This window comes from Hymenobacter caeli, assembly GCF_013294115.1.
GTDB lineage: Bacteria > Bacteroidota > Bacteroidia > Cytophagales > Hymenobacteraceae > Hymenobacter > Hymenobacter caeli.
This window is the reverse complement of sequence record NZ_JABSNP010000005.1, coordinates 44447-66367: the sequence shown is the minus strand read 5'-3', so window position 1 is coordinate 66367 and position 21921 is coordinate 44447. Positions and strand designations below refer to the sequence as shown.

Here is a 21921-nt window from a genome sequence, read left to right as displayed (position 1 = left end):
TACTCACGCGCAACTAAAAAACACTTTCTTCAACCACGCCGCCCAACCGAGCCTTTCCACTTTCCCCATGAAAATCTATCCATTAGCCAGCTTAATGATTTTGTTGGGCCTGGCAGCCTGCAAAAAGGATGACCCCGAAGCCAGCTTGCCGGCCGCTACGCAGGAGGGCGAAAACACGGCTGGGTGCTTGGTAAACGGACAAGCTTTGGTGGCCCACTCGTATGGCGGCGGCATCCTGAGCGCCCCCGTGCCCGCGCTGCAAGGCGGCTTTGCCTTTGACCACAGCTACTATTTGCTTATGGATGGACAGCTTGACGGGAAGGGGGTAGAGGTAATGCTTTTTCTACAAGGCCCGCAGCCGGGAATTTACCCCGCAATGGGCACTTACCTGCTGAATATGAATACGCAATATTATCCGCGAGGCGTTTCGTCTTCTGTTCTTAACCACGCCACTTACCGCACAAATGACAGCCCAGAAGTGTATGTGACCAATGCCAGGCATACGGGCCGAGTGACACTAACCGCGACCAACAAAGCTCAGGGCTTATCGGCTGGCACCTTTGAATTCACTGCGGTCGGAACACAGGACTCCACTAAAACTATTACCATCACCAACGGCCGATTTGACCGACGTAATTAATTAATTTCTCGTCTTTAATTCCTCTACAAACAATACATTAACAAGCAAAATGCTTGTGATGCATTTCTTGGCGATACAGGCGGGCCGGGATGAGTTCCGCCAGTTCGCCTACTCTACAACAAGTGCTTTTGAAACAGCGCGTAGTGCGCCGTTTCCACCGGCATTCCCGCCGTGAATTGCAGGGAGAAATTGTCGGCCCGCATCAGGCAGAACAGCACTTCCTCGTACCAGTCGCGGAAGCCCTGCATGGCGTAGGCCGCCAGTAGCGACATGAGGCCCTGCCGCCGGAAATCGGGGTGGACGCCGACGGTTTTGGCAAGCAGCGTTTTGCGGGGCAGCCGGGCATAGTCGCGGGTAAAAACCGGGGCCTGGCCGGCGGGTAGTTGCAGGGCCGCGTAGTTGGGCTGGCACAGGCTCAGGGCCGCGAGCCGGCCCGAGTGCCGGTCGCGGAACAGCACTGAGGAGTGCGGGCAAAGCCGGGCGGCATACTCCCGGTTATACAACTGCCGGAACTGCGCCCGCGACACCGGCTTGTACGCCGGGTTTGCGCCGAATATTTGCTGAATTAAGGCGAATAGCTCGTCCTCCAGCGCGTCCCAGCTCGCGGCCGTTACGGGGATAAAATCGTAGGGAATGCGCCCCAGGTTTTCCAGCACCGGGTTTTTCTGGCGGTACACCTCGGGCACCGTAGCGGCCCGCAGCAGCCGGCTCTCGAAGGCCAGGGTGGGCGCGAAGCCGGCGCGGGCCAGCAGGGCCGGGTAGTAGGGCGGGTTCACCGGCTCGCGGTCGAACTGCTGCCAGGAGGGCCGCCCGGTGAGGCGCAGGCGGTAGCGCTGAAAAGTGTTGAAGTGGTAGGGGCCCGCCAGGGTGGCCTTGCCCCGCTGCCGCGCGTCGGCGGCCAGCAGGGCAAATGCGGCTTCGTTGAGTGGGGCATCGTCGGTGGTTTCCCAAAAGCCAAAATAGGCATCGGGCCCCGCGTGCGGGAAAATGCCCACCAGCCGCAGGTGGGCGTGGTCGGTATAGGTAATGATTTCGTGGTTAGCGGCTTGCAGCGCAAACAGCTCCCGCGTGAGGCCGGGGTTTTCCTTGGGCCGGTAGGGCAGGCCGGCGTAAATGGCGGCCGGGATGGCGAAAAACGAGGCCGGCAGCTGGCCGGCGTAGGGCAGGCGCTCAAGCGTTGTCATCGGGTGCGGCATCGGGTAGTAAAGTGATTTCGCCGGTGGCCCCGTCCATGCGCACGCGCTGGCCGGAGCGCAGCCGCGCGGGCAGGCCCGGCACGTTGATGATGGTGGGAATGCCCAGCTCGCGCAGCAGAATGACCGAGTGCGACAGCGCCGAGCCCCGCTCGATGAGCACGCCCCGGCAGGCCGGGAACAGCACCGCCCAGCCCGGGTCGGTGCGGGCGGCCACCACGATTTTGCCCGCCACCGCCAGGCTGTCGTCGGGCCCGCTGATGCACAGCACCTCGCCCGTTACCTGGCCCGCGTAGCAGCCCGTGCCCTGCCAGTGGCCGGGCGGCCGGGCCCCCGGAGCGGGGGCCGCCGGGGGCCGGGCCGGGACGGTTATCCGCGCGGGCCCCGGCTCGTGCTCGTACTGCGCGAACTCCTGCCGGCGGCCGGCGGCCCGGGCCGCCCAGGCCGGGCCGGGCGCGGCCACGGCGGCGGCTACCTCGTCTTCGGTGAGGTAGAACACGTCGGCCGCGGCGGCCAGCGCGCCCGCGCGGGCCAGGCGCTGGCCCAGCTCGCGGTACAGGGCCCGGTACATGCCGAAAAGCCGGGTGCGCTCCAGCCGCAGCTCCTCGCGCCGGCCCACGGCCGCTTGCAGCTGCCGCAAGCGCCGCCGCACGGTCCGCCGGAACCAGGCGGAGCGGGGGCGAAGCCGGGCGGCCAGCTCGGCTCCGGCCCCGGCGCGTAGGGCAGTAGTGGCCGGGGCGGCGGTTTCCTCCACCTCCTCTAGCAGATAATTGCGCAGGTAGCGGAAAAACAGCAGCGGGTCGGTGCGCATGGTGGCGGTTTCGAGCTTTAGCTCGCCGATGCTGCGGTCGCCGTAAGCGGCCAGGTAGCGCTGGATGTCCTGGTGCAGCGCGGGGGCCTGCTGTTGCACCTGCGCGGGCAAATCGGGGGGCAGGGCGAGCAGCAGCGGGCGCAGCGCCGGAAACTCCCGCCGCACCCGCTGGGCCAGCGCTTGCAGCGCGTAGGCGGGGCGGGCGCTGGCCAGCTGCTGGTCGCCGGAGAGGTAACGGCTCAGGAACTCCTCGGCGTCGGCGATACCGGCGGCGGCCAGGCGGCGCTGGGCGGCCCCGTTGGCCATCATCACCCGGAAATCGTTGACGATGGGCGTGGTCCAGTTCAGCAGCAGGCCGGCGTCGAGCCGCGCTTTTTCGGCCAGCAGCGCGGGGGCCGATAACTCATTCAGCGGTAGCTGGTAGAACCGCTCAAAATGCCCCCGGAAGTGCGCGTGGAAGGCCGCCGTGCGGCGCGGCAGCTGCCCGAAGGCCGCCAGCAGCCGCGCCAGGTTCAGGAGCAGGCGCGGGAGCAGCACGAGCTTTTCGCGGGCCGTTTTTTCGTGGCTCTGCACCAGGTCCACGGGCTCGGTCAGGCCCATCATGCGCTCCAGGTCGGCCTTGTTTTGGCGGAAGGCGGGCAGCAGCAGCAGGCCCCGGTACCAGTGGTTGACGTGGTAGTACACCCGGCCCCGCACCAGGGCCAAGAGGTTGGCCACCACGGCCTCGTGGGCCCTAATGGTGGCGGCGGGCAGGCCCAGCACCTGCATCGTTTGCCGGTACACGGTGGCGTAGGCGCGCTGCGCGAAGCTGAAGGTAAGGGGCGTCGTCACCCCGCAGTAGCTCTCCTGGATGTTGGCGTTGTCGTACACCACCACCGCCGGAATGGCCTGCGTGACGGGCCGGGCCTGCACCACCCACAGCCGCCCGGGCGTGGCCACGAACTCCACGTCCTGGGGCCCGCCGAGTTGCGCCTCGAGGCGGGCGGCCAGCGCCACCAGCTCGGCCAGCTGCGCCGGGCCCAGGCAGGGCTGCGCCTGCCGGGCGGCCGGCACCGGCGCTACGGCCGTGCCGCCGCCGGCGCCGGCCACCACCTGCTGGGTTTTCAGGGCGGTTTTCTGGTGCGTCGGGGCCCCGGTTTGCTTGTCGAAGTAAAACTCGTCGGGTTCGAGCAGGCCGCTTACCAGGCCCTCGCCGAAGCCCCACACCGCGTGGATGGCCAGCTCCTGCGGGTACTCGGGGAACGTGGTGAACAGCACGCCCGCCGCCGTGGCCGCCACCTGCCGCTGCACCACCAGGGCCGGCCGGGCCCCCAGCGCCAGGCCGTGCCGCCGCCGGTAGGCCAGGGCCCGCGCCGAGTAGGCGCTGGCCGCGCACTGCGCCACGGCCGCCCGCACCGCCGCCAGCGTGGTGAGGTGCAGCCGCGAATCCATCAGCCCCGGAAACGCCGCCGTGCGGCCGTCCTCGTCGGCCACCGAGGAGCGCACCACCACCGGCTGGCGCGGGAAATCCCAGGCCGCGAGGGTTTCGCTTAAGTGCGCTTCCACCGCCGCCGGCAGCGCGAAGGCCGCCAGCCGGCGCCGGCGCTCGGCCAGGCCCGCCGCGTCGGTGGGCAGGCCGGCCAGCAGCGGGTCGAACAGCTCGGCCGGCAGCACCGCGAAGTCGGGCACGGCCAGCCCCAGCGCCCGGAGCCGGAACAGCCCCGCCGCCTTGCCCCCGACGGTGGCCCCCGCCGGCCGCGCCGCCGCGCCGGACACCAGCCCGCTAGCGGCCGGGCGCGAATTGAATCTGGACAAGGAGGAAGAGGTAGCTGCTGAGGATGAAGAGGGAAACCAGGAGTTCGGCCCGGCGCAGGGTGGCCTCGCGGGGCCGGGCCAGGCCCGCGCCGTACAGGGCCAGCGTGGCCGCGTACAGGGCCCCCAGCCCCACGAAGGCCCAGGCCCCCGCCTGCACCTGCCGCAGCAGCCAGGCCTGCGCCGCGCCGCCGGCCAGCAGCACCAGCAGCACCGCCGCCACCGCCCGCCGCAGCCCCATGATTTGCGAGTAAGTAGCCAGGCCCGCCCGCTCGGCGGCGGGGGCGTGAATCTTGCGGGCCAGCTCGAAAGCGAAGCCGCCCAGCAAGCTCAGCAGCATCAGCAGGGGCAGCAGCGGGGAGCCCGGTGGCGCGTAGGCCAGCCACAGCCACAGAATGACCAGCGGCATAATCAGCATGTGGCTCACGGCGTACAGCACCAGCCGGGGCGCGAGGAAGGCCGGCACGAAAAACTCGCGGCGCATCAGCCCGCTGTAGGCCAGCGCCAGGGCCCAGCCGGCCAGCGCGGGCCCGCCCATCAGCCCCGCCCACGCCAGCTCCAGCGCCGCCCCTGCCCCCGCCAGCGCCCGGAGCTGCGGCAGCGTCACGCGCCCCGTTTGCAGCACCCGCCCCGGGTGGAAACGGGCGTCGCTGGCGTAGTCTTTCTGCTCGTCAAACACGCGCAGCCGGAAGAAGAACGACACCGTGGCCGCCACGCCCAGCGCCTCGCGCCAGCCCAGGTAGCGCAGCACCGGCCCGGCCCGGCCCGCCTGGTGCGCCACGGCAAACACGGTGAGGAAGAGAACGGCGAACAGCCCCATGTTCACGGGCGGAAACCGTTCCTGGAAGTAGGCGGCGAAGTGGCGGAGGTTCATGCCGTCAAAGAACGCGGGCCCCAGAGGCGCTAACCAACAGAATAGTTGCCTTTGTCGGACTTTAATAAAGCCGGAAACAAGGATATTTTATTTTGCAAATTATTGACAGATAACATTTTAACGAAAACTACTATGAGAATAAATCAGACTTAATACCGGAATGGCTATTGGCTTGAAAAAGAGCCGGATGCGCTGAGGGGGCGCGTACCTTGGCCGGCGCGCGGGCCAGGGCCCGGCCGCCGCCCGGCGGCGCACCATCGCCCACGCGGGGCCGGCCATCGTGCTCACCAGCGCCATCCTGTTCTTTGGCTACGCTTTCATGATGTTCGGCTCGCTGAAAACCGGGGCCCTGTTCGGGGCGCTCACCGCCGTGGCCATCGCCGGGGCCCTGTTCGGCGAGCTGGTCGTCTTCCCCATCGTGCTCGAACGCTTCGACCGGGAAGCACCCGCCCCGGCCGGCCGGGTGCCGGTGCCCGGTTAGGGCGGGCTAACCCTTGCGCAGCACCTCAGCCGCCTCTTTAGCGAAGTAGGTGAGGATGGCGTCGGCCCCGGCGCGCTTGATGCTCAGCAGCACTTCCATCATGGTGCGCTCGCCGTCCATCCAGCCGTTGAGGGCGGCGGCTTTCACCATGGCATACTCGCCCGATACGTTGTAGGCCGTCACGGGCAGGTGGGTGCGGTCCTTCACCTCGCGGATGATGTCGAGGTAGCTCAAAGCGGGCTTGATCATCACCATGTCCGCGCCTTCCGTCTCGTCGAGGGCCAGCTCGCGCAGGGCCTCGATGCGGTTGGCGGGGTTCATCTGGTAGCTCTTCTTGTCGCCCTTTTTGGGGGCCGAGTCCAGCGCGTCGCGGAAGGGGCCGTAGAACGCCGAGGCGTACTTGGCCGTGTAGCTCATGATGCTCACGTGCTGGAAGGCGTTGCTGTCCAGCACGTCCCGAATCCAGGCCACGCGGCCGTCCATCATGTCGGAGGGCCCGATGATGTCGGCCCCGGCGCGGGCCTGGGCCAGCGCCATCTGGCCCAGCACTTCCAGGCTGGCGTCGTTGAGGATTTCGCCCGAGTCCACGTCCACCACGCCGTCGTGGCCGTCGCTGCTGTAGGGGTCCATGGCCACGTCGGTCATCAGCACCACGTCCGGAAACTGCCGCTTGAGGTCGGCCACCGTCCTTAAGTACAGCCCGTCCATGTTGGCCGATTCGCGCGCCAGCCGGTCCTTGAGGCCGTCGCTGATGCTCGGAAACGGCGCGAACGCCTTGATGCCCAGCTCCACGCAACGCCCTACCTCTTCAATTACCGTATCGGCCGAGTAGCGGTAGATGCCGGGCATGGACTTCACCTCCAGCCGCTGGCTGTGGCCTTCGATGAGGAACAGGGGGAAGATAAAATCGTGGGCGGTGAGGCGGGTTTCCTGCACCATGTCGCGGATAACCTGCGATTTACGGTTGCGGCGGGGGCGGTCGACGGGGAGCATATTTGGGAAAATCTAAAAGCGTAATTTCAAATAAAACAGCAACGAACGAAACGGTAACAGCAGCTTGCGCGAAATGGCTTCCCGAGGACGAGCCAGCGCCGGCTCATGGGCCGATGGGTGCCTGCTCAGGCTGTGGCGGGGGGCCGGCCGTGGGGCCGAAGATCATGCCCGCCGCGCTGACCACTGCCCCCAGGCCCAGCGCCAGCAGCCCAACCCCAATTCCGACCAAGCCGCCCAAGTGCCAGCCCAGCGCCAGGCCGGCCACGGGCAGCCCCAGCCCCAGCAACGCCACGAGCGTGAACCGGGCGCGGGCCGGGCCTTGCAGGCCAATGCCAAAAGTGCCGACCATCAGCAGGAATAAACCGAGGGCCAGGCCGCCGAAGCCGGTCAGCAGGCCCCAGCCCCCGCCCAGGCCGAAGCCCAGCACCACCCCGCCCGCACCGCACAGGAGGCCGCCCAGCCAAAACAAGCGTACTGCGTTCATTTGAAGGGGGATGTTGGTAGAGCAGTCATTTGGTTGGGGGCGCAGGCACGCCCGCGCCGGGGCCCGGTTCCCCGGCCGGGGTAAGCGGGCTCGGGCAGCTAGTGCTCGTGGCGGCAAGTGCACTGGCCAACCAGCAGCGGAGTGGGCAGGAGCCAGTAGCGTTTGCCCGTGTGGTCGCGCTGGTAACAAGCCTGCCGAGCATGGTGGGTACCTGCCCCGGGAGCCGCTACCTCAGGCCTTTTTCTTCGGACTGAAAAGATTGTATAGCAGGTAGAGCACCACCAAGCCCGCCGCCGTGTAGCCCAGCGCGGTGAAGAAGCCCACTCCGAAAATCAGGTTCACCAGCGCGGCCAGGCCCGCCAGCACGCCCAGCACCACGCCCAAAATGAACAGCACCGTGCGCCCCAGCCCGGCCTCCGTGGTGCGCTGGGTGCGGGCCAGGGCCCCGGCGGCCCGGCGGTGGGACCGCAGTTGCGCCGGGGCTTCCGGCGCGGCTGCGGGTTGCTGCAAGGAACTTAGCGTCAGCAAGTGCTGCGCCTGCGCGCGTACCGAACGGCCAAAGCTTTTGCGCGGCGGGGCCCCCGTTGCAACTGCTGATTCTGGGGCCCCTGGGGCAACGGCAGTTACTTCAGCCAGGGTGGTGGTGACCAGTACTGCGGTGGGCGCGGCCGGCGCCGGCCGCGGGGTGCGCGCCCGGGCCCCGGGGCCCGCGCCAACCGGCGTACTAAAGTTGAAGGCGGTCCGCTCGCTCCGGCAGCCGGCCAGCAGGCTCAGCGTAAGTAAAAAGGCAACCGGGCGTAAGCGTACAGAAATCATGGGGGAGGGCCCCGGGCTAAAATTCCCGGATTACGTCCGCAATTACGTCGCAGGCTTCGTGTAGTTGTGCTTCGGTGATGACGAGCGGCGGCGCGAAGCGGATGATGTCGCCGTGGGTGGGCTTGGCCAGCACGCCGCGCTCCAACAGGCTCACGCACACGTCCCAGGCCGTGCGGCCGTCGGCGGCGGGCCGGATGACCACCGCGTTGAGCAGGCCCCGGCCGCGCACCAGCTCCACCGTGGCGGGGCATTCGGCCTGCACCTGGCGCATCCGCTGCCGGAAAATCTCGCCCAGCCGGGCGGCATTTTCCGCCAGCTTTTCGTCGATGAGCACGTCCAGCGCCGCCCGCAGCACGGCGCAGGCCAGCGGGTTGCCGCCAAACGTGGAGCCGTGCTGCCCGGGCTGAATCGTGAGCATGATTGCATCATCGGCCAGCACCGCCGACACGGGCAACACGCCGCCGCTCAGGGCCTTGCCCAGGATGAGAATGTCGCCGCGCACCGCCTCGTGGTCGGAGGCCAGCAGCTTGCCCGTGCGCCCCAGGCCGGTCTGGATTTCGTCGGTAATCAGCAGCACGTTGTGCTCCTTGCACAGCGCGGTGGCCTGCGCCAGGTAGCCCACGGCGGGCAGCACCACGCCGGCCTCGCCCTGGATGGGCTCAATCAGGAAGCCGCACACGTGCGGGTCTTGCAGGGCCGCGGCCAGGGCCTCGATGTCGTTGTAGGGCACCACCTGGTAGCCCGGCGCGAAGGGCCCGAAGCCGCCCGTGCTCTCGCCGTCGGTGCTGAAGGAGATGATGCCCGTGGTGCGCCCGTGGAAGTTGTGCTCGGCTACTATGATGCGTGCCTGGTTGGGCGCGATGCCTTTTTCCTGGTAGCCCCACTTGCGGGCCAGCTTGAGGGCCGTTTCCACGGCCTCGGCCCCGGAGTTCATCAGCAGCGCCTTGTCGTACTTAAACAGCTCGCACAGCTGCTGCTCGGCCGGTCCGAGTTGGTCGTTGAAAAATGCCCGCGAGGTCAGCGTCAGCGTTTGCGCCTGCGCCGCCAGGGCCCCGACGATGCGCGGGTGGCAGTGCCCCTGGTTCACAGCCGAGTAGGCGGAGAGGAAATCGTAGTAGCGCCGGCCGTCCACGTCCCACAGGTGCACGCCCTCGCCGCGGGCCAGCACCACGGGCAGCGGGTGGTAGTTGTGGGCCCCGTAGCGGTCTTCGAGGGCCATGAGCTGCTCGGCGCGGCTAGCGGTGGTGGGCAGGGCGGGGGCGGATAATTGCATGGGGGTGGGAGGGAATGAGCGGTGGGAATCTTACGAATTTCTAATTTATTTACTAGAAGAAACGCGCTGAGCAGGTGAAGTTTATTGGTTGCCGGCATCAATTAATTTCCCAACGAAGTTACCTTCCTCGGAGCCATCGGGACGGCTGATGGTCCAGTCGAATACGTCCGACGCAGAGAAAGTAATTAGTTGGTTTTGTTGGTAGGTTTTGACCACATCGAGCTGGCTGGCAATGAAGCCTTGTACCTGCGTTCCCTGCCATTGCTTAACACGCACGAATACTTGCTCGTAGGGGCCATTCGGGTCCGAGATGCGCGTGGTAACGTAAAAGGCTTGCCCGCTGGGCAGCCCTTGCAAGAAGCGTTTTTTGGCTTGGGGCAAGGTGGCCCGCGCCTTTTTTATGGCGGGGGCGATATGCTGCTCAAAGGCTGCCAAAGCAGCTTCTGCCTCCGAGTCATCGGCTACTGCTACGCTCACTGGCCGGTCGGCAGGGGCATTGGGGGCCAGCGGGGCTGAGTTGACGGGCGCATTTTGCTGGGCATTGGCCCGAAAAACGAGCAGTTGGGCAACCGAGGCAACCAATAAGAACAAGCGTAGCATGGTCCGTCAGGGTTATGCGTTAACTATCCGGCCTGCTTGGCGGGGCGGGGACGCCAGCAGGCCCGGCAAAAAGTGGTAAGCTGCTCAAAAATACAGCTAAAGCCGCGGCGGTTCGGGTGGGCGCGTCGGCTGCTTCTACCTTTGCCCCATGCAAGCCCTCCACCACCCCGACGCGCCCGCCGCCGTGGGGCCCTACGCGCAGGCCATCGTGGCCGGCGGCTTCGTGTTTTGCTCCGGCCAAACGCCGCTCGTGCCCGCCACCATGCGCATCGAGGCCCTCACCATCGAGGACCAGACCCGGCAAGTACTGGCCAACCTGGCCACGGTGCTCTCGGCCCAAGGCCTGGGCCTGGCCGACGTCGTGAAAACGTCGGTGTTCTTGAAAAACTTCGCCGACTTTGCCCGCATGAACGCCGTGTACGCCGATGTGTTCGGGGACCACCGCCCGGCCCGCACCACCGTCGAGGTGTCGCGCCTGCCACTGGAGGCCCTGGTTGAAATCGAGTGCATCGCCGTGCTGCCCCCCGATGCCCGCTGAGCCCAAGCGCCCCACCCTGGAAGAGTTTGCCGCCCGGCCCCTGCTGCCCGGCGACTACTACACCACGCCCGAGGGCTACCTCGTGTTCACGGCCCAGTACCACCAGCGGCGGGGCTACTGCTGCCGCAACGGCTGCCGCCATTGCCCCTGGAATTTTAAGCCCCCGGGGCCCGCGCCGGCAGGAAAATGAAACGGGTAGTTGGTAATTGGCAGACTTTTACCGATATTTGCGGCCCGTTTCCCTGCTTTGTAATTTCTAATCCCCCGATATCATGGCCCGAGTTTGTGATTTGACCGGCAAGCGCACCCGCGTTGGCAACAACGTGTCGCACGCTAATAACAAAACCAAGCGCAAGTTCTACCCGAATCTGCAGAAGAAGCGCTTCTATATTCCCGAGCAAGACGCCTGGGTGACGCTGAAAGTGGCCACTTCCACCCTCCGCACCATTAACAAAAACGGCATCATGGCCGTGTTGAAGAAAGCCAAAGAGCAGGGCTTCGTCGTCTATTAATCAACGATGCAATTGTGGGCCGGGCAGCCATTGTTCAACCCCGGGCCCGCCAATGCCAGCGCCGATGCACCAGCCCGCGGGCCGGGTATCGGCGCTGGCATTGGCGGGCCCGGGGGCGCCGGTGCTACGGCAACCCCCTGGCTGGCAAGTCTATAAAAAAGCAAAAGGTGCCTGGTTTTTTGCGGTTTCCCCAAAAGGCCGTACCTTTGCAATCCTAAAACCAAAAACAACCCCCGTCGAGATGGCCAAGAAAGGAAACCGGGTGCAGGTTATCATGGAATGCACCGAGCATAAAAACTCGGGGCTGCCGGGCACCTCGCGCTACATCACCACCAAGAACCGCAAGAATACCCCCGAGCGCATCGAGCTGAAGAAATTCAACCCGATCATGCGCAAAATGACTGTTCACAAAGAGATTAAATAACCTGCGTTATGGCTAAGAAAGTAGTAGCAACTCTGAAAACCACGGAGAACGCCAAGAACTGGGCAAAGGTCATTCGCGCCGTAAAATCGGAGAAGACCGGCGCTTACACCTTCAAAGAGGAAATGGTGCTCCTCGACAAAGTGCAGGAGTTCATCACCACCGGCAACAAGTAAGCCGCTGGCGCTTAGAAAGTGAAAAAGTCCCGCCTTCGTGGGACTTTTTTCGTGTAGTAGCCATCCGTTTGGCGGGGCCCCGGGGCCCCTTACCCCTTTCCTAACCGTTCCACGGGGCCCGGCCACCGCCCGGCCCCATCGCCGCACCGCATGGGCCTCTTCGATTTTTTTAAGAAAGACAAGGACAGCAAGGAACAGCAGGCCTCGCTCGACGCGGGCCTGGAAAAAACCAAAACCAGCTTTTTCAACCAGCTCAGCAAGGCCGTGGTGGGCAAAAGCACGGTGGACGAAGCCGTGCTCGACGACCTGGAGGCCCTGCTGGTGCACGCCGACGTGGGCATCGACACGACGGTGAAGGTGATTGAGCGCATCGAGCAGCGCGTGGCCCGCGACAAGTACGTGGGCACCAACGACCTCGACCGCATCCTGCGCGAAGAAATTGCCGCCTTACTCGAAGACAACAACACCGGCTCGACGGCCGTGCTCGAGCGCGGCGACGCGGCCCGTGGCGCGGGGCCCTTCGTGATTATGGTGGTGGGCGTGAACGGCGTGGGCAAAACCACGACCATTGGCAAGCTGGCCCACCGCTTCCACAGCGCCGGCAAAAAAGTGGTGCTGGGGGCCGCCGACACGTTCCGGGCCGCGGCCGTGGACCAGCTCATCATCTGGGGCCAGCGCGTGGGCGTGCCCGTGGTAAGCCACGGCATGAACACCGACCCCGCCTCCGTAGCCTACGACGCCGTGCGCAAGGGCGTGGAACTGGGGGCCGACGTGGTCATCATTGACACCGCCGGGCGCCTGCACAACAAGGTGAACCTGATGAACGAGCTCACCAAAATCAAGCGCGTGATGCAGAAAGTGATTCCCGACGCGCCCCACGAAGTGTTGCTGGTGCTGGACGGCAGCACGGGCCAGAACGCCTTTTTGCAAGCCAAGGAGTTTACCCGCGCCACGGAAGTAACGGCCTTGGCCATCACCAAGCTCGACGGTACGGCCAAGGGCGGGGTGGTGATTGGCATTTCGGACCAGTTCAGCATTCCGGTGCGCTACATCGGGGTGGGGGAGAAAATGACCGATTTGCAGCTCTTCGACAAGCACACCTACGTCAATTCGCTGTTCAGCAAGTAGCCGCGGGCACTAAGCCGCCCCGGCCGGGCGTTACGGCCGAAATGCTTTTCCCGATGCGCCATTCCCTTGCTTCGCTCGTTGCCCCAGCCCTGTTTGTGGGGGGCCTGGCTTCGTGCAGCAGCTCGTCCACCGACGGCGAGCCGCAAATTCCTTACGCCCCGGTGAATCTGGCCCTCGACCTCACCAACCAGCAGTACCGGGCCCTGCGCTTGGACAACGGCGTGGTGACGCTGCCCGTGCAGGGCCCCGCCGGCACCGGCGGCGCGAAGGGCGTGCTTATCGTGCGCCAAAACGCTAGCACCTACCTGGCCTTCGAACGCAACTGCCCTTACCACCCCTACGACGCCTGCTCGCTGGTGAGCCTCGACCGCTCGTCGCGCTTATTCCTGCGCGACTCGTGCTGCGATTCGCGCTTCAGCTTTGCGGGCCAGGTCATTGGAGGGCCGGCGGTGCGGCCGCTGCGCCAGTACGCTACCAGCTTGCAAGGCACGCAGTTAACAGTCGTGAATTAGCCAAAGGACGTAGGTTTTTGATTTTTTTCAGCTTCCATCTTGCTCTAGTCGATGCAACGCCGTAAGTTTGCAGTCCGAAAACGCCGGTTTCGGAATAAATTGCTTCCTTAGCTCAGCCGGTTAGAGCATCTGACTGTTAATCAGAGGGTCCCTGGTTCGAGCCCAGGAGGGAGCGCCACTACCGAGAATGCCCGCCCTAACCGGCGGGCATTCTTCGTTTCCAGGCAGTTTTCAATTCAACACTTCAGGCTGGCCGAGCTATTGCGCAACCCCTGGGGCCGCTTGCACGGCCTGCGGTTGGTTACTGCTGCCCCGGTGCTGCGGTCCGCAGCTTTAGCTTACCGTTTACCTCATTGCGTCGAAACTGACTGTACCTGTCTCGGTCCAGCGCCCACGCCAGCCAGCCCGTATCAATGGGCACGTTGCAAACTACCCGTCCTGCCCTGGCAGGCTTGCGGGCAACCAACTTTACCTGAGTATGGCCGAAACACTAACCTTGAGTACCGGTAAACTTCTGGTTTACAAGCGCATCGACGACCTGTACATCGCCGATACCAAAGCCCGCTACTGCCTGAATTTTTTATCCATGCTGGTGCAGCTGGAAGTGGAACACGGCGGCCAACTCGATTTCATCTGCCTGCCGGGGAGCATGGCCGACAACGGAGGGGCGGAGCAGTACCGCGGTTGGGGGCCGCCGCGCTGCGCATCGCCCGCATCCCTGGCCGCGCGATTTCGGGCGACCACAACATGGAGCCGGGTAGCCCGGTCCACTTCTACGCGGGGCTGGGAGCGGGCCCGCTCCCGGTGGCCCTGGAGGCACGGGGGGCGGTGCCTTTTTCTCAGCGTATGCGGCCCCGGCCGGGGCGGGCCCGACTTCCGGCTGGGAGTTGCCCCGCTCACCTGGCTGCGCGAGCAGCTGGGCCAGGTGCCCGCCGGCACGGAGGTAGCGTTGTTTATGCACACTTACCCCGCCGACCTGCGGGCCGAAGCAGCGCGGCGGCAGGTAACCGCCCTGCTGGCGCAACACCGCGTGGCTTTGGTTGATAGGGGGCACACCTACCACAACGAACTGGCCAACGACGGCGCGACCATTTATGTTAGTCACTACCCGTTCCACCGGCTAAATTGAAGAAGGGTCGGTGGGCTACTCCCTCTTCAGCCTCGACCCGGGCACCGTAAGCTGGCGGTTCAAGGCGCTCGACAGCGGGTTCCCCTTCGTGTTGATTACCGCGCCCGCCGATTACCGCCCGCTCCGCCACGAGCGGCAAGCCGCGCAGCCCGGCTTTACCGTTCGCGCGTTGGTATTCGGGGCACAGGCCATCGAGGAGGTGCGCTACTGCCTGGGCGAAGGCCTGGGGCTCCCGATGCGGCTGGATGAGCAGGGCGTGTGGCAGGCCGAAGCTACCGGGGCCGCCGGGGTCGCCGCCTCCCTCACGTTAACCGTCGAGGCCCGCGACGCTACCGGCCGCCTCGGTCGGCACCGGCTCCTGCCGGCCCGGGCCCCCTACCAGCCACCGTGCCAGCCAGGCGCGGCCCGCATCGGCGCGTGGGAGGAAAACGGGGGTTTTGGGCACGCAGCCGGGCCCCAACCGCAACGCAAAACAAAACAATTCAACCAACGTTCCGTACCCACGTCGTAATGCCAACAAGCACGGTTCTGATCTGGATTATTTCGGCTATATCTATTGCACTGGTCATCAGCCGGCCGTTCAGGGTGCCCGAATTCGTGTGGGCGGCGGGCGGGGCGGTTGTGCTCCTCGTTTTTCGGCTGCTGACCCCGTCGGAGGGCCTCGCGGGGGTGGCGAAGGGCCTCGACGTCTACCTGTTTCTGACGGGGATGATGATGCTGGCCGAAACCGCCCGCGCGGAAAAGCTCTTCGACTGGCTGGCCGCCCACGCCACCCGGCTCTCGAAGGGCTCGGCCCAGCGGCTGTTCCTGCTCATCTACCTGGTGGGGGTGGGGGTGACCACCTTCCTTTCCAACGATGCGACGGCGGTCGTGCTCACGCCGGCCGTGGCCAGCGCCGTGCGGGCCGCCAAGGTAAAAAACCCCTTGCCCTACCTGTTCATCTGCGCCTTTATCGCCAACGCGGCCTCCTTCGTGCTGCCCATCTCCAATCCCGCCAACCTGGTAATTTACGGGGCCCACCTGCCGCCCCTGCTGGCCTGGCTGCCGCGCTACCTGCTCCCGTCGGCCGTGGCCATCGGGGCCACCTACTTCCTGCTGCGCTACACGCAGCAGGCCGAATTGGGCCGCGCCATCGCGGCTGACGTGGAACTGCCGGCCCTCGGGCGCGGGGGCCGGGTAGCCCTGGCGGGCATCGGGGCGACGGCGGTGGCGCTGCTGGTGGCCTCGGCCCGGGGCCTGGCGCTGGGGCTGCCCACCGCCCTCACGGGCACCCTCACGGCCGCCATCGTCCTGGCCAGCGCCCGCAAAGGTCCCCTTGGCCTTGCCAAGGGCATTTCCTGGTCGGTACTGCCACTGGTGGCCGGCTTGTTTGTGCTGGTGGAGGCGCTCACCAAAACGGGCGTTACCCGCTGGCTCGCCGCGGTGCTCACGGCCGAGGCCGAGCACGCGGCCGCCAAAACCACCTGGGCCAGTGGCGTGGGCGTCGCGCTGCTGTGCAACGGGATGAATAACCTGCCGGCGGGCCTGATTGCCGGCGATGTGCTGCAAACCGCCCGCGTGTCGGAAACGCTGAAAAGTGCGGTGCTGATTGGGGTAGACCTGGGCCCCAACCTGTCCGTGACGGGTTCGCTGGCCACGATTTTGTGGCTGGTGGCGCTCCGGCGCGAAAACATTGCGGTGAGCGCCTGGCAGTTCCTCAAGCTCGGGGCGCTGGTGATGACCGTGCCCCTGCTGCTGGCCATCGGCTCGCTGTTTGTGCTGCCCCGCTAGCCGGGGCCGCACTTGTACGTAGCCCTGGCTATAAAACTTTTCGCCTCACGCGCTCCGCCCTGGCCGGGTGGCTGGTCGCGCCCTGCTGGTTGTCGGCATCGTCCTTGTGTCTAAATTGTTAGCTATAATGCACAAATAATCAAACTATTACTTGGAAGGGCACGCGCGCAGCCAGGCGCGGCGCGGCGCAATTGACGGGCGCTTGGCCGGGGCTGAAGAAAAATTAATCCTGGCCTCAGCCGCCCCTCAGCCGGGGGTAGCAATTTTGAACCAGGCAAGCGGAACAAACCGCTGCTTTCACCCTCCTCCGTTTTTTACCCATGTCGCACTCGCCCTTGAAAACGGCCCTGCCCGCGCTGGCCGTCCTGCTGCTGGCCGGCCCCCTGGCCCAGGCCCAGCAAACCCCCCTGGCCCCGGCCGGCACGAGCCGCGCCGCCCGCCGCGCCGCCAAAACTGCTGCGCCCGCCGCCATCGCTACCGCCGCGCCGCAGCCCGCCCCGCCCGCCGACGGCCCGCGCCCCCCGCGCCCCCCGCGCCCCCCGCGCCCCGGCCGCCCCGGCGACGGCCCCGGGCCCCGCCACGGCCAAGGCCCCGGCCCGCACCACGCATCCGTGCAGGCCCTGGCCGACTTCAGCGGCACGCTCACCGGCTACCTGGCCAGCGGCGACGACCAGCTCTACGACAGCTTCGGCTTCAAAACCGCCACCGGCACCGAAACCGTGCGCTTCCCGCGCCACCTGGCCCAGGCGCTGATGGCCGCCGCCCAGGCCGGTAGCCCGGTCACCGTCACGGGCTTCCGCGACGCGGACAAGGACGGCCGCGCCGCCCTGCACCTGGTGAGCCTGGCGGCCGGCGGCCAGACCGTGCGCGACACGCCGCCCGCCCGCCCCGCCACCCCGCCCGCCGAGGAAGCCGCCGCCGTGCGCGGCACCGTGCAGCGCCTGGCCCAGGACCCCCGCGGCCGCACCAACGCCGTGGTTGTGAGCGACGGCACCGTGCTGCGCCTGCCGCCCGGGGCCGCCGAGCAGCTGGCCGATAAGCTCAAGGTGGGCGCGGCCGTGGCGGCCACCGGCAGCCTGCACGCCCTGCGCCCCGGCGAAGTAGCCGCCAAGCCCGTGCGGGTGGTCCGCGCCCAGACCATCACCCTCGACGGGGTGCAGTTTCTGGTGCAGTAGCCGTTTTTTTTAAGCTGTTAGCCGTTAGCTATTAGCTGTTAGCTATTAGCTGTTGGCTTTCCGTTCAATGGAGGGCTAACGGCTAATAGCTAACGGCTAACAGCTAATAGCTTAAAACACACCTTTGCTCATGCGCCTTTTAGTGATTGAAGACGAGCCGCGCCTGGCCGAGTTTGTGCGCCAGGGCCTGGCCCAGGCGGGGCACGTGGCCGACGGGGCCGACAACGGGGCCACCGGCCTGGAAATGGCCGCCGCCACGCCCTACGACGCCATCCTGCTCGACCTGATGCTGCCCGGCCAGAACGGGCTGGAGGTGCTGCGCAACCTGCGCGAGTTCGGGCTGGCCACGCCCGTCATCATCGTGAGCGCGCTCAGCGGCACCGAGCACGTCATCCGGGGCCTCGACGCGGGGGCCGTGGACTACCTGCGCAAGCCCTTTGCCTTCGACGAGCTGCTGGCCCGCCTGCGGGCCGTGCAGCGCAAGGCCACGGCCGCCGCCGACGCCCCCGTGCTGCGGCTGGCCGACCTGGAGCTGGACCTCGTGCACCGGCGCGTGGCCCGCGCCGGGCAGGTGCTGGCCCTCACCAACCGCGAGTTTGCCCTGCTGGAGCTGCTGCTGCGCTCTCCCAACCGGGTCGTTACTAAAACCCGCATCGCCGAAAAGGTGTGGGAGGTGGACTTCGACATGGGCTCGAACGTGATTGAGGTGCACCTCTCGCAGCTGCGCCGCAAGCTCGACCGCGCCTTTCCCAGCCTGCCGCCGCTGCTCGAAACCGTGGTGGGCCACGGCTACCGGCTGCACGACCCGGCCGCCGCCCGGTGAGGGCGCTGCGGGGCCTGCGGGCCAAGCTGGTGCTGGCCTTCGCCACGGTGTTTGGCGGCGTGGTGCTGCTGGCCGGCACCTACCAGTACCGGCAGGTGGGCCGGGTGCTGCACCGCGGCGACGACCAGCGCCTGCAGGCCCGCGCCCAAGCCCTGCTCGACCGGGTAGACCTGAGCGGGCCGCTGCCGGTGGTGCCGCTGCCCGGTCTCGGCGAGCGGGCGCGGGTGGTGATCGAAACCGCCGGCCAGCCCGCCCGCGAGCTGTTTCACTCGCCGGGCTTCGCCGCTGCTGCCGTCGATGGCCGCGGCTGGCGGGTGGTGGAAGTGGCGCAGCTGCGCCCCACCGAGGCCGGCGCGGCGCAGCGGGTGCGGCTGTGGCTGGCGCACTCGGGCGCGCCCCTGGCCCGCGACCTGCGCCAGGTGCAGGGCGGGCTGCTGCTGGCGCTGGGCGGCAGCGTGGGCCTGGCGGCCCTGCTGGCCACCTGGCTGGGGGGCTGGGCCCTGCGCCCGCTGCGGCGCATCAGCCGGCAGGCGCGGCGCATCGGGGCCGCGCCCGGCCCCGAGCGCCTGGCCGAGCCGGCCACCGGCGACGAGGTGCAGGAGCTGGCCCGCGCCCTGAACCAGATGCTGGACCGCCTGCAAGCCGGGGCCGAATTACAGGACAACTTCCTGGCCGCCGCCGCCCACGAGTTGCGCACGCCCCTGGCCGTGCTGCAAACCGGCTTGGCCGTGACGCGCCAGGCCCCCGAGCTGCCCGCCAGCCTCCGCGCCCCGCTCGACGCCCAGGCCCAGGAGCTGCACCGGCTGGGCCGGCTGGTCGAAGACTTTTTGCTGGTGAGCCGCCTGCGCTCCGACGCGCTGCCCCTCACGCGCCGCCCGGTGGCCCTGAACGAGCTGGTGCTCGCCGCGGCCGACCAGTTGCTGCCGCGCTTCCGGGCGGCGGGCCGGGCGCTGCACCTGGCGGTGGCCGAAGAAGTGGCCGACTACACCGTGGCCGCCGACGCCGACAAGCTCACCACGGTGCTGCTCAACCTGCTCGACAACGCCCTGCGCCACGCCCCGCCGGGGGCCGGGGTGCGCGTAGAAGTTGGCCGGGAAGCGGCTACCGGCTGCTTCTACGCCGAGGTCAGCAACCCCCTGGCGGCCCCGCTGGGCGACCTCGCCCGCCTCACCACCGCCCGCTACCAGGCCGACGTGCTCAGCGGCGGGGCCGGCCTGGGCCTGTGGCTGAGCAACCGCATCGCCGAGCTGCACGGGGCCCCGCTGCGGCTGCGCGAAGCCCACGGCGAGCTGCGCGTGCGCCTGGTGCTGCCACCCTTCGCCGCGGGCTGACGGGCCCGGCGCGGGCCGCTGGGCCGGTGCGCCGGGCCGGGTCAGCGCAGTTCAGGGGGGCCGTGGATAGTAGCGCGAACTTTGTAGTTCGCGGCGCTGAACGGTTAACACGCGACGGCCATCGCAAAAACGAAGCAAACAACGCGAACTACAGAGTTCGCGCTACTATCCACGGACCCCGAAACCGCGCTATTCAGCCGGTTGCGCGGCTTTGTGGTGGGCTGCGCCGGGGCCCGGGCCGGCTTACCGCAGGGGCACCACCACGGCCTGCCAGGGCTCCAGGGCCAGGGTGGGCCCGGGGGTGAAGGCGGCGTAGTTGTTGAGCCAGGGCGTGCCGCCGGGCTTCAGGCCCGCCGGCACGGCCCACGTCTGCTTGTCGGAGGTGAAGTTGAGCACGACCAGCACCCGCTCTTTGCCCTGGGTGCGGGTGTAGACGTAGATGTGGGGGTTGTCGGCGTCGAGCAGCTGGTACCGGCCGTACACCAGCACCGGGTGCTGGCGGCGCATGGCCGTGGCCCGGCGGAAGTAGTTGAGGATGGAGTTGGGGTCTTTTTCCTGGGCCGCCGCGTTCACCTGCGCGTAGTTGGGGTTGAGCTTCAGCCAGGGCGTGCCGGTGGTGAAGCCCGCGTGGGCCGAGGCGTCCCACTGAAACGGCGTGCGGCCGTTGTCGCGGCCCGAGATTTTCTGGGCTTCCACGAACTGCGCCAGGTCGCCGCCCTCCGCTTTCAGCTGCGCGTACATGTTGCGCACTTCGATGTTTTGGTAGTCTTCGATTTTATCGAACTTGATGTTGGTCATGCCCAGCTCGTCGCCGCCGAAGTAGTAGGGCGTGCCGCGCATGGTGAGCAAAAAGGTGGTCAGCAGCTTCGAGGAGGCCGCCCGGAACGCGGGCCGGTCGTCGCCCCAGCGCGTCACCATCCGGGGCTGGTCGTGGTTGCCCAGGTAGATGGTGCCCCAGCCTTTCTCCGCGAATATCTTGTCCCACTTCGTGTACACCTGCTTGAATTCCAGCAGGCTGTAGCCCTCGGGCTTGCGCATGCGGTACTTGAGGCCGGGCGCGTTGCCCACGCCCATGCCCTCGAAGTGGTAGAGCATATTCAGCTCCTGGCGGGCGGAGTCCACGAATTCCAGGGCCTGGTCGCTGGTCACGCCCGCGCCTTCGGCCACGCTCAGCACGTCGTACTTGCCCAGCACTTCGCGGCGCATCTCCTTCAGGTAGTCGTGCAGGTGCGGGCCGTTGGCGTAGTAGCGGCCGAAGTCGCCGTGGTACTCGGCTGGGATGGGCGGAAACGCGGTGTCCTTGGCGATGAAGGGAATCACGTCCATCCGGAAGCCGTCGATGCCCTTGTCGAACCAGAAGCGCATCATGCTGTAAATCTCCTGGCGCAGCTTGGGGTTTTCCCAGTTCAGGTCGGGCTGCTTGCGCGAGAAGTAGTGCAGGCAGTAGGCCTTGGTGGCCGCGTCGTAGGCCCAGGCGTCGCCCTTCACGTCGAAAAGCTCTGGCGTTTGTTGGGCACGCCCTTCTCGGCGGGCCACCAATGGTAATAGTCGCGGTAGGGGTTGTCGCGCGCGCTTCTCGACTGCTTGAACCACGCGTGCTCGTCGGAGCTGTGGTTCACCACCAGGTCCAGCACCACCTTCAGCCCGCGCTGGTGCATACCCTGGAGCAGCGCATCGAAGTCGGCCATCGTGCCAAAGTCCTTCATGATGGCGCGGTAGTCGCTGATATCGTAGCCGTTATCATCGTTGGGCGAGCCGTAAATCGGGTTCAGCCATATCACGTTCACCCCCAGGCTCTTGATGTAGTCGAGCTTGGAAATGAGGCCGCGCAGGTCGCCCACCCCGTCGCCGTTGCTGTCTTTGTAGCTGCGCGGGTACACCTGGTACACTACGGCTTCTTTCCACCACGTGCGGTTGGGGTCCGCAGCGGTTGGTTGGGGCGCGGTTGGCCGGCCGGCCGCGGCGCGTTGGGCCCAGCCGGCGCTGGGGCCGGCCAGGAGCAAGGCTGCGAATAAGGGGGGGCGAGGTATTTCATAAGAACGGAGAACGGGTGGGTGCCGCGCCAAGGTAAGCCGCCGGTGCCCCGCCGCGGGCCGGACCAATGCGTCCCGGGGGGGGCACCCCGGCCCCAAAGGAACGCGGGGCCGGGTGCGGGCGGCGGGTGGCCCCGCGGGGGCGGGCAAGCTGCACGGCGCGGTCCACCCGGAGGCAATCCCAAGAGCCCGAATCTGCGCGGATGAGCCTTTGGGGCTGGCCCCAGCGAAACGGGCTCCTTGCCCGCAAGCAGCCAAATGAATACGCCAGGTTCATGAATTGCATCTTTGCTGCTCGCAGTGCAATACTGCTCGTTCAAATACAATATTTAGCCGTTCAACCGGTAAAAACTGTCGATGGTCTTAAATCCGAAACCAATTCGCCGACGTAAATCGAGCGTTGACCGCCTATTTCAC

25 protein-coding genes and 1 tRNA gene are annotated in these 21921 nt (G+C 66.8%); 16 read left to right on the top strand and 10 right to left on the bottom strand.

Translation table 11 applies throughout. The annotated features are described in order from the left end of the window. Positions 1–67 precede the first annotated feature (67 nt). A complete protein-coding gene (locus HNP98_RS07045; protein WP_173809352.1) occupies positions 68–640 on the top strand; it encodes a DUF6252 family protein in 573 nt (190 codons plus the stop codon). 113 nt (positions 641–753) lie between these two features. Here HNP98_RS07045 and HNP98_RS07040 read toward each other — a convergent pair whose 3' ends face one another. The 3 genes from HNP98_RS07040 to HNP98_RS07030 are packed head-to-tail and all read right to left on the bottom strand — an operon-like array spanning position 754 to position 5309. Beyond that, a complete protein-coding gene (locus tag HNP98_RS07040; RefSeq protein WP_173809351.1) occupies positions 754–1824 on the bottom strand; it encodes a hypothetical protein in 1071 nt (356 codons plus the stop codon). After that, a complete protein-coding gene (locus tag HNP98_RS07035) occupies positions 1811–4438 on the bottom strand; it encodes a PEP/pyruvate-binding domain-containing protein (protein WP_173809350.1) in 2628 nt (875 codons plus the stop codon). Before HNP98_RS07035 ends, HNP98_RS07040 begins: the two co-directional genes overlap by 14 nt. Then, a complete protein-coding gene (locus HNP98_RS07030) occupies positions 4407–5309 on the bottom strand; it encodes a UbiA prenyltransferase family protein (RefSeq protein WP_173809349.1) in 903 nt (300 codons plus the stop codon). Before HNP98_RS07030 ends, HNP98_RS07035 begins: the two co-directional genes overlap by 32 nt. 280 nt (positions 5310–5589) lie before the next feature. On the opposite strand from HNP98_RS07030, the gene HNP98_RS07025 reads away from it, so the two are divergent. Then, entirely contained in the window at positions 5590–5790 is a 201-nt protein-coding gene (locus tag HNP98_RS07025; RefSeq protein ID WP_173809348.1) for a hypothetical protein, read from the top strand. A gap of 6 nt (positions 5791–5796) precedes the next feature. Here the strand turns inward: HNP98_RS07025 and hemB are convergent, their stop codons facing one another. The 5 genes from hemB to HNP98_RS07000 all read right to left on the bottom strand — a co-directional run bounded on the left by hemB (position 5797) and on the right by HNP98_RS07000 (position 9956). Beyond that, entirely contained in the window at positions 5797–6783 is a 987-nt protein-coding gene (gene hemB, locus HNP98_RS07020; RefSeq protein ID WP_173809347.1) for a porphobilinogen synthase, read from the bottom strand. Between the two features lie 103 nt (positions 6784–6886). After that, entirely contained in the window at positions 6887–7267 is a 381-nt protein-coding gene (locus tag HNP98_RS07015; protein ID WP_173809346.1) for a hypothetical protein, read from the bottom strand. 231 nt (positions 7268–7498) lie between these two features. Further along, entirely contained in the window at positions 7499–7777 is a 279-nt protein-coding gene (locus HNP98_RS07010) for a hypothetical protein (RefSeq protein WP_173809345.1), read from the bottom strand. Positions 7778–8099: 322 nt separating this feature from the next. Beyond that, the gene (gene rocD, locus HNP98_RS07005) at positions 8100–9356 is read right to left on the bottom strand and encodes an ornithine--oxo-acid transaminase (protein WP_173809344.1); all 1257 of its coding nucleotides are present in this window, start codon (positions 9354–9356) and stop codon (positions 8100–8102) included. An 81-nt stretch (positions 9357–9437) separates the two neighbouring features. Next, the gene (locus HNP98_RS07000; RefSeq protein ID WP_173809343.1) at positions 9438–9956 is read right to left on the bottom strand and encodes a DUF2314 domain-containing protein; all 519 of its coding nucleotides are present in this window, start codon (positions 9954–9956) and stop codon (positions 9438–9440) included. Between the two features lie 148 nt (positions 9957–10104). On the opposite strand from HNP98_RS07000, the gene HNP98_RS06995 reads away from it, so the two are divergent. The 14 genes from HNP98_RS06995 to HNP98_RS06930 all read left to right on the top strand — a co-directional run bounded on the left by HNP98_RS06995 (position 10105) and on the right by HNP98_RS06930 (position 19471). Continuing rightward, positions 10105–10494, top strand: a complete 390-nt coding sequence (locus HNP98_RS06995; RefSeq protein ID WP_173809342.1) for a RidA family protein — start codon at positions 10105–10107, stop codon at positions 10492–10494. Continuing rightward, positions 10484–10684, top strand: coding sequence for a DUF5522 domain-containing protein (locus tag HNP98_RS06990; RefSeq protein ID WP_173809341.1), 201 nt, complete (start codon positions 10484–10486; stop codon positions 10682–10684). Before HNP98_RS06995 ends, HNP98_RS06990 begins: the two co-directional genes overlap by 11 nt. Before the next feature lie 82 nt (positions 10685–10766). Continuing rightward, positions 10767–11006 carry a 50S ribosomal protein L28 gene (gene rpmB, locus HNP98_RS06985; protein ID WP_173809340.1) on the top strand — a complete coding sequence of 80 codons (240 nt, stop codon included), beginning with the start codon at positions 10767–10769 and terminating at the stop codon, positions 11004–11006. Positions 11007–11247: 241 nt separating this feature from the next. Further along, positions 11248–11430, top strand: a complete 183-nt coding sequence (rpmG, locus tag HNP98_RS06980; RefSeq protein ID WP_068227398.1) for a 50S ribosomal protein L33 — start codon at positions 11248–11250, stop codon at positions 11428–11430. 8 nt (positions 11431–11438) lie between these two features. Further along, complete coding sequence (locus tag HNP98_RS06975; RefSeq protein ID WP_071889711.1) at positions 11439–11603, top strand: DUF4295 domain-containing protein; 165 nt, start codon at positions 11439–11441, stop codon at positions 11601–11603. A gap of 150 nt (positions 11604–11753) precedes the next feature. Next, positions 11754–12731, top strand: a complete 978-nt coding sequence (ftsY, locus tag HNP98_RS06970; RefSeq protein ID WP_173809339.1) for a signal recognition particle-docking protein FtsY — start codon at positions 11754–11756, stop codon at positions 12729–12731. A gap of 53 nt (positions 12732–12784) precedes the next feature. Further along, entirely contained in the window at positions 12785–13243 is a 459-nt protein-coding gene (locus HNP98_RS06965) for a Rieske (2Fe-2S) protein (protein WP_246275018.1), read from the top strand. A gap of 101 nt (positions 13244–13344) precedes the next feature. Next, a tRNA-Asn gene (locus tag HNP98_RS06960) sits at positions 13345–13421 on the top strand. A 300-nt stretch (positions 13422–13721) separates the two neighbouring features. Beyond that, a complete protein-coding gene (locus HNP98_RS06955; protein WP_173809338.1) occupies positions 13722–14372 on the top strand; it encodes a hypothetical protein in 651 nt (216 codons plus the stop codon). A gap of 10 nt (positions 14373–14382) precedes the next feature. After that, entirely contained in the window at positions 14383–14883 is a 501-nt protein-coding gene (locus tag HNP98_RS06950; RefSeq protein WP_173809337.1) for a hypothetical protein, read from the top strand. Then, a complete protein-coding gene (locus tag HNP98_RS06945) occupies positions 14883–16142 on the top strand; it encodes an arsenic transporter (RefSeq protein ID WP_173809336.1) in 1260 nt (419 codons plus the stop codon). Before HNP98_RS06950 ends, HNP98_RS06945 begins: the two co-directional genes overlap by 1 nt. A 320-nt stretch (positions 16143–16462) precedes the next feature. Further along, entirely contained in the window at positions 16463–17317 is an 855-nt protein-coding gene (locus HNP98_RS06940; protein ID WP_173809335.1) for an OB-fold nucleic acid binding domain-containing protein, read from the top strand. A 130-nt stretch (positions 17318–17447) separates the two neighbouring features. Beyond that, positions 17448–18140 carry a response regulator transcription factor gene (locus HNP98_RS06935; RefSeq protein WP_173809334.1) on the top strand — a complete coding sequence of 231 codons (693 nt, stop codon included), beginning with the start codon at positions 17448–17450 and terminating at the stop codon, positions 18138–18140. Then, entirely contained in the window at positions 18137–19471 is a 1335-nt protein-coding gene (locus tag HNP98_RS06930) for a sensor histidine kinase (protein ID WP_173809333.1), read from the top strand. The genes HNP98_RS06935 and HNP98_RS06930 overlap by 4 nt, the downstream gene beginning before the upstream one ends. 243 nt (positions 19472–19714) lie before the next feature. Here HNP98_RS06930 and HNP98_RS22200 read toward each other — a convergent pair whose 3' ends face one another. Continuing rightward, complete coding sequence (locus tag HNP98_RS22200; RefSeq protein WP_217425682.1) at positions 19715–20959, bottom strand: alpha-amylase family glycosyl hydrolase; 1245 nt, start codon at positions 20957–20959, stop codon at positions 19715–19717. Then, complete coding sequence (locus HNP98_RS22195; RefSeq protein WP_217425681.1) at positions 20956–21474, bottom strand: alpha-amylase family glycosyl hydrolase; 519 nt, start codon at positions 21472–21474, stop codon at positions 20956–20958. The genes HNP98_RS22200 and HNP98_RS22195 overlap by 4 nt, the downstream gene beginning before the upstream one ends. Positions 21475–21921 lie beyond the last annotated feature (447 nt).

Coding starts and splice junctions, on each gene's coding strand:
- HNP98_RS07045 (WP_173809352.1), top strand. CDS start 68: ATGAAAATCTATCCATTAGCCAGCTTAATGATTTTGTTGGGCCTGGCA.
- HNP98_RS07040 (WP_173809351.1), bottom strand. CDS start 1,824: ATGACAACGCTTGAGCGCCTGCCCTACGCCGGCCAGCTGCCGGCCTCG.
- HNP98_RS07030 (WP_173809349.1), bottom strand. CDS start 5,309: ATGAACCTCCGCCACTTCGCCGCCTACTTCCAGGAACGGTTTCCGCCC.
- hemB (WP_173809347.1), bottom strand. CDS start 6,783: ATGCTCCCCGTCGACCGCCCCCGCCGCAACCGTAAATCGCAGGTTATC.
- HNP98_RS07015 (WP_173809346.1), bottom strand. CDS start 7,267: ATGAACGCAGTACGCTTGTTTTGGCTGGGCGGCCTCCTGTGCGGTGCG.
- rocD (WP_173809344.1), bottom strand. CDS start 9,356: ATGCAATTATCCGCCCCCGCCCTGCCCACCACCGCTAGCCGCGCCGAG.
- HNP98_RS07000 (WP_173809343.1), bottom strand. CDS start 9,956: ATGCTACGCTTGTTCTTATTGGTTGCCTCGGTTGCCCAACTGCTCGTT.
- HNP98_RS06995 (WP_173809342.1), top strand. CDS start 10,105: ATGCAAGCCCTCCACCACCCCGACGCGCCCGCCGCCGTGGGGCCCTAC.
- HNP98_RS06990 (WP_173809341.1), top strand. CDS start 10,484: ATGCCCGCTGAGCCCAAGCGCCCCACCCTGGAAGAGTTTGCCGCCCGG.
- rpmB (WP_173809340.1), top strand. CDS start 10,767: ATGGCCCGAGTTTGTGATTTGACCGGCAAGCGCACCCGCGTTGGCAAC.
- rpmG (WP_068227398.1), top strand. CDS start 11,248: ATGGCCAAGAAAGGAAACCGGGTGCAGGTTATCATGGAATGCACCGAG.
- HNP98_RS06975 (WP_071889711.1), top strand. CDS start 11,439: ATGGCTAAGAAAGTAGTAGCAACTCTGAAAACCACGGAGAACGCCAAG.
- ftsY (WP_173809339.1), top strand. CDS start 11,754: ATGGGCCTCTTCGATTTTTTTAAGAAAGACAAGGACAGCAAGGAACAG.
- HNP98_RS06965 (WP_246275018.1), top strand. CDS start 12,785: ATGCGCCATTCCCTTGCTTCGCTCGTTGCCCCAGCCCTGTTTGTGGGG.
- HNP98_RS06955 (WP_173809338.1), top strand. CDS start 13,722: ATGGCCGAAACACTAACCTTGAGTACCGGTAAACTTCTGGTTTACAAG.
- HNP98_RS06945 (WP_173809336.1), top strand. CDS start 14,883: ATGCCAACAAGCACGGTTCTGATCTGGATTATTTCGGCTATATCTATT.
- HNP98_RS06940 (WP_173809335.1), top strand. CDS start 16,463: ATGTCGCACTCGCCCTTGAAAACGGCCCTGCCCGCGCTGGCCGTCCTG.
- HNP98_RS06935 (WP_173809334.1), top strand. CDS start 17,448: ATGCGCCTTTTAGTGATTGAAGACGAGCCGCGCCTGGCCGAGTTTGTG.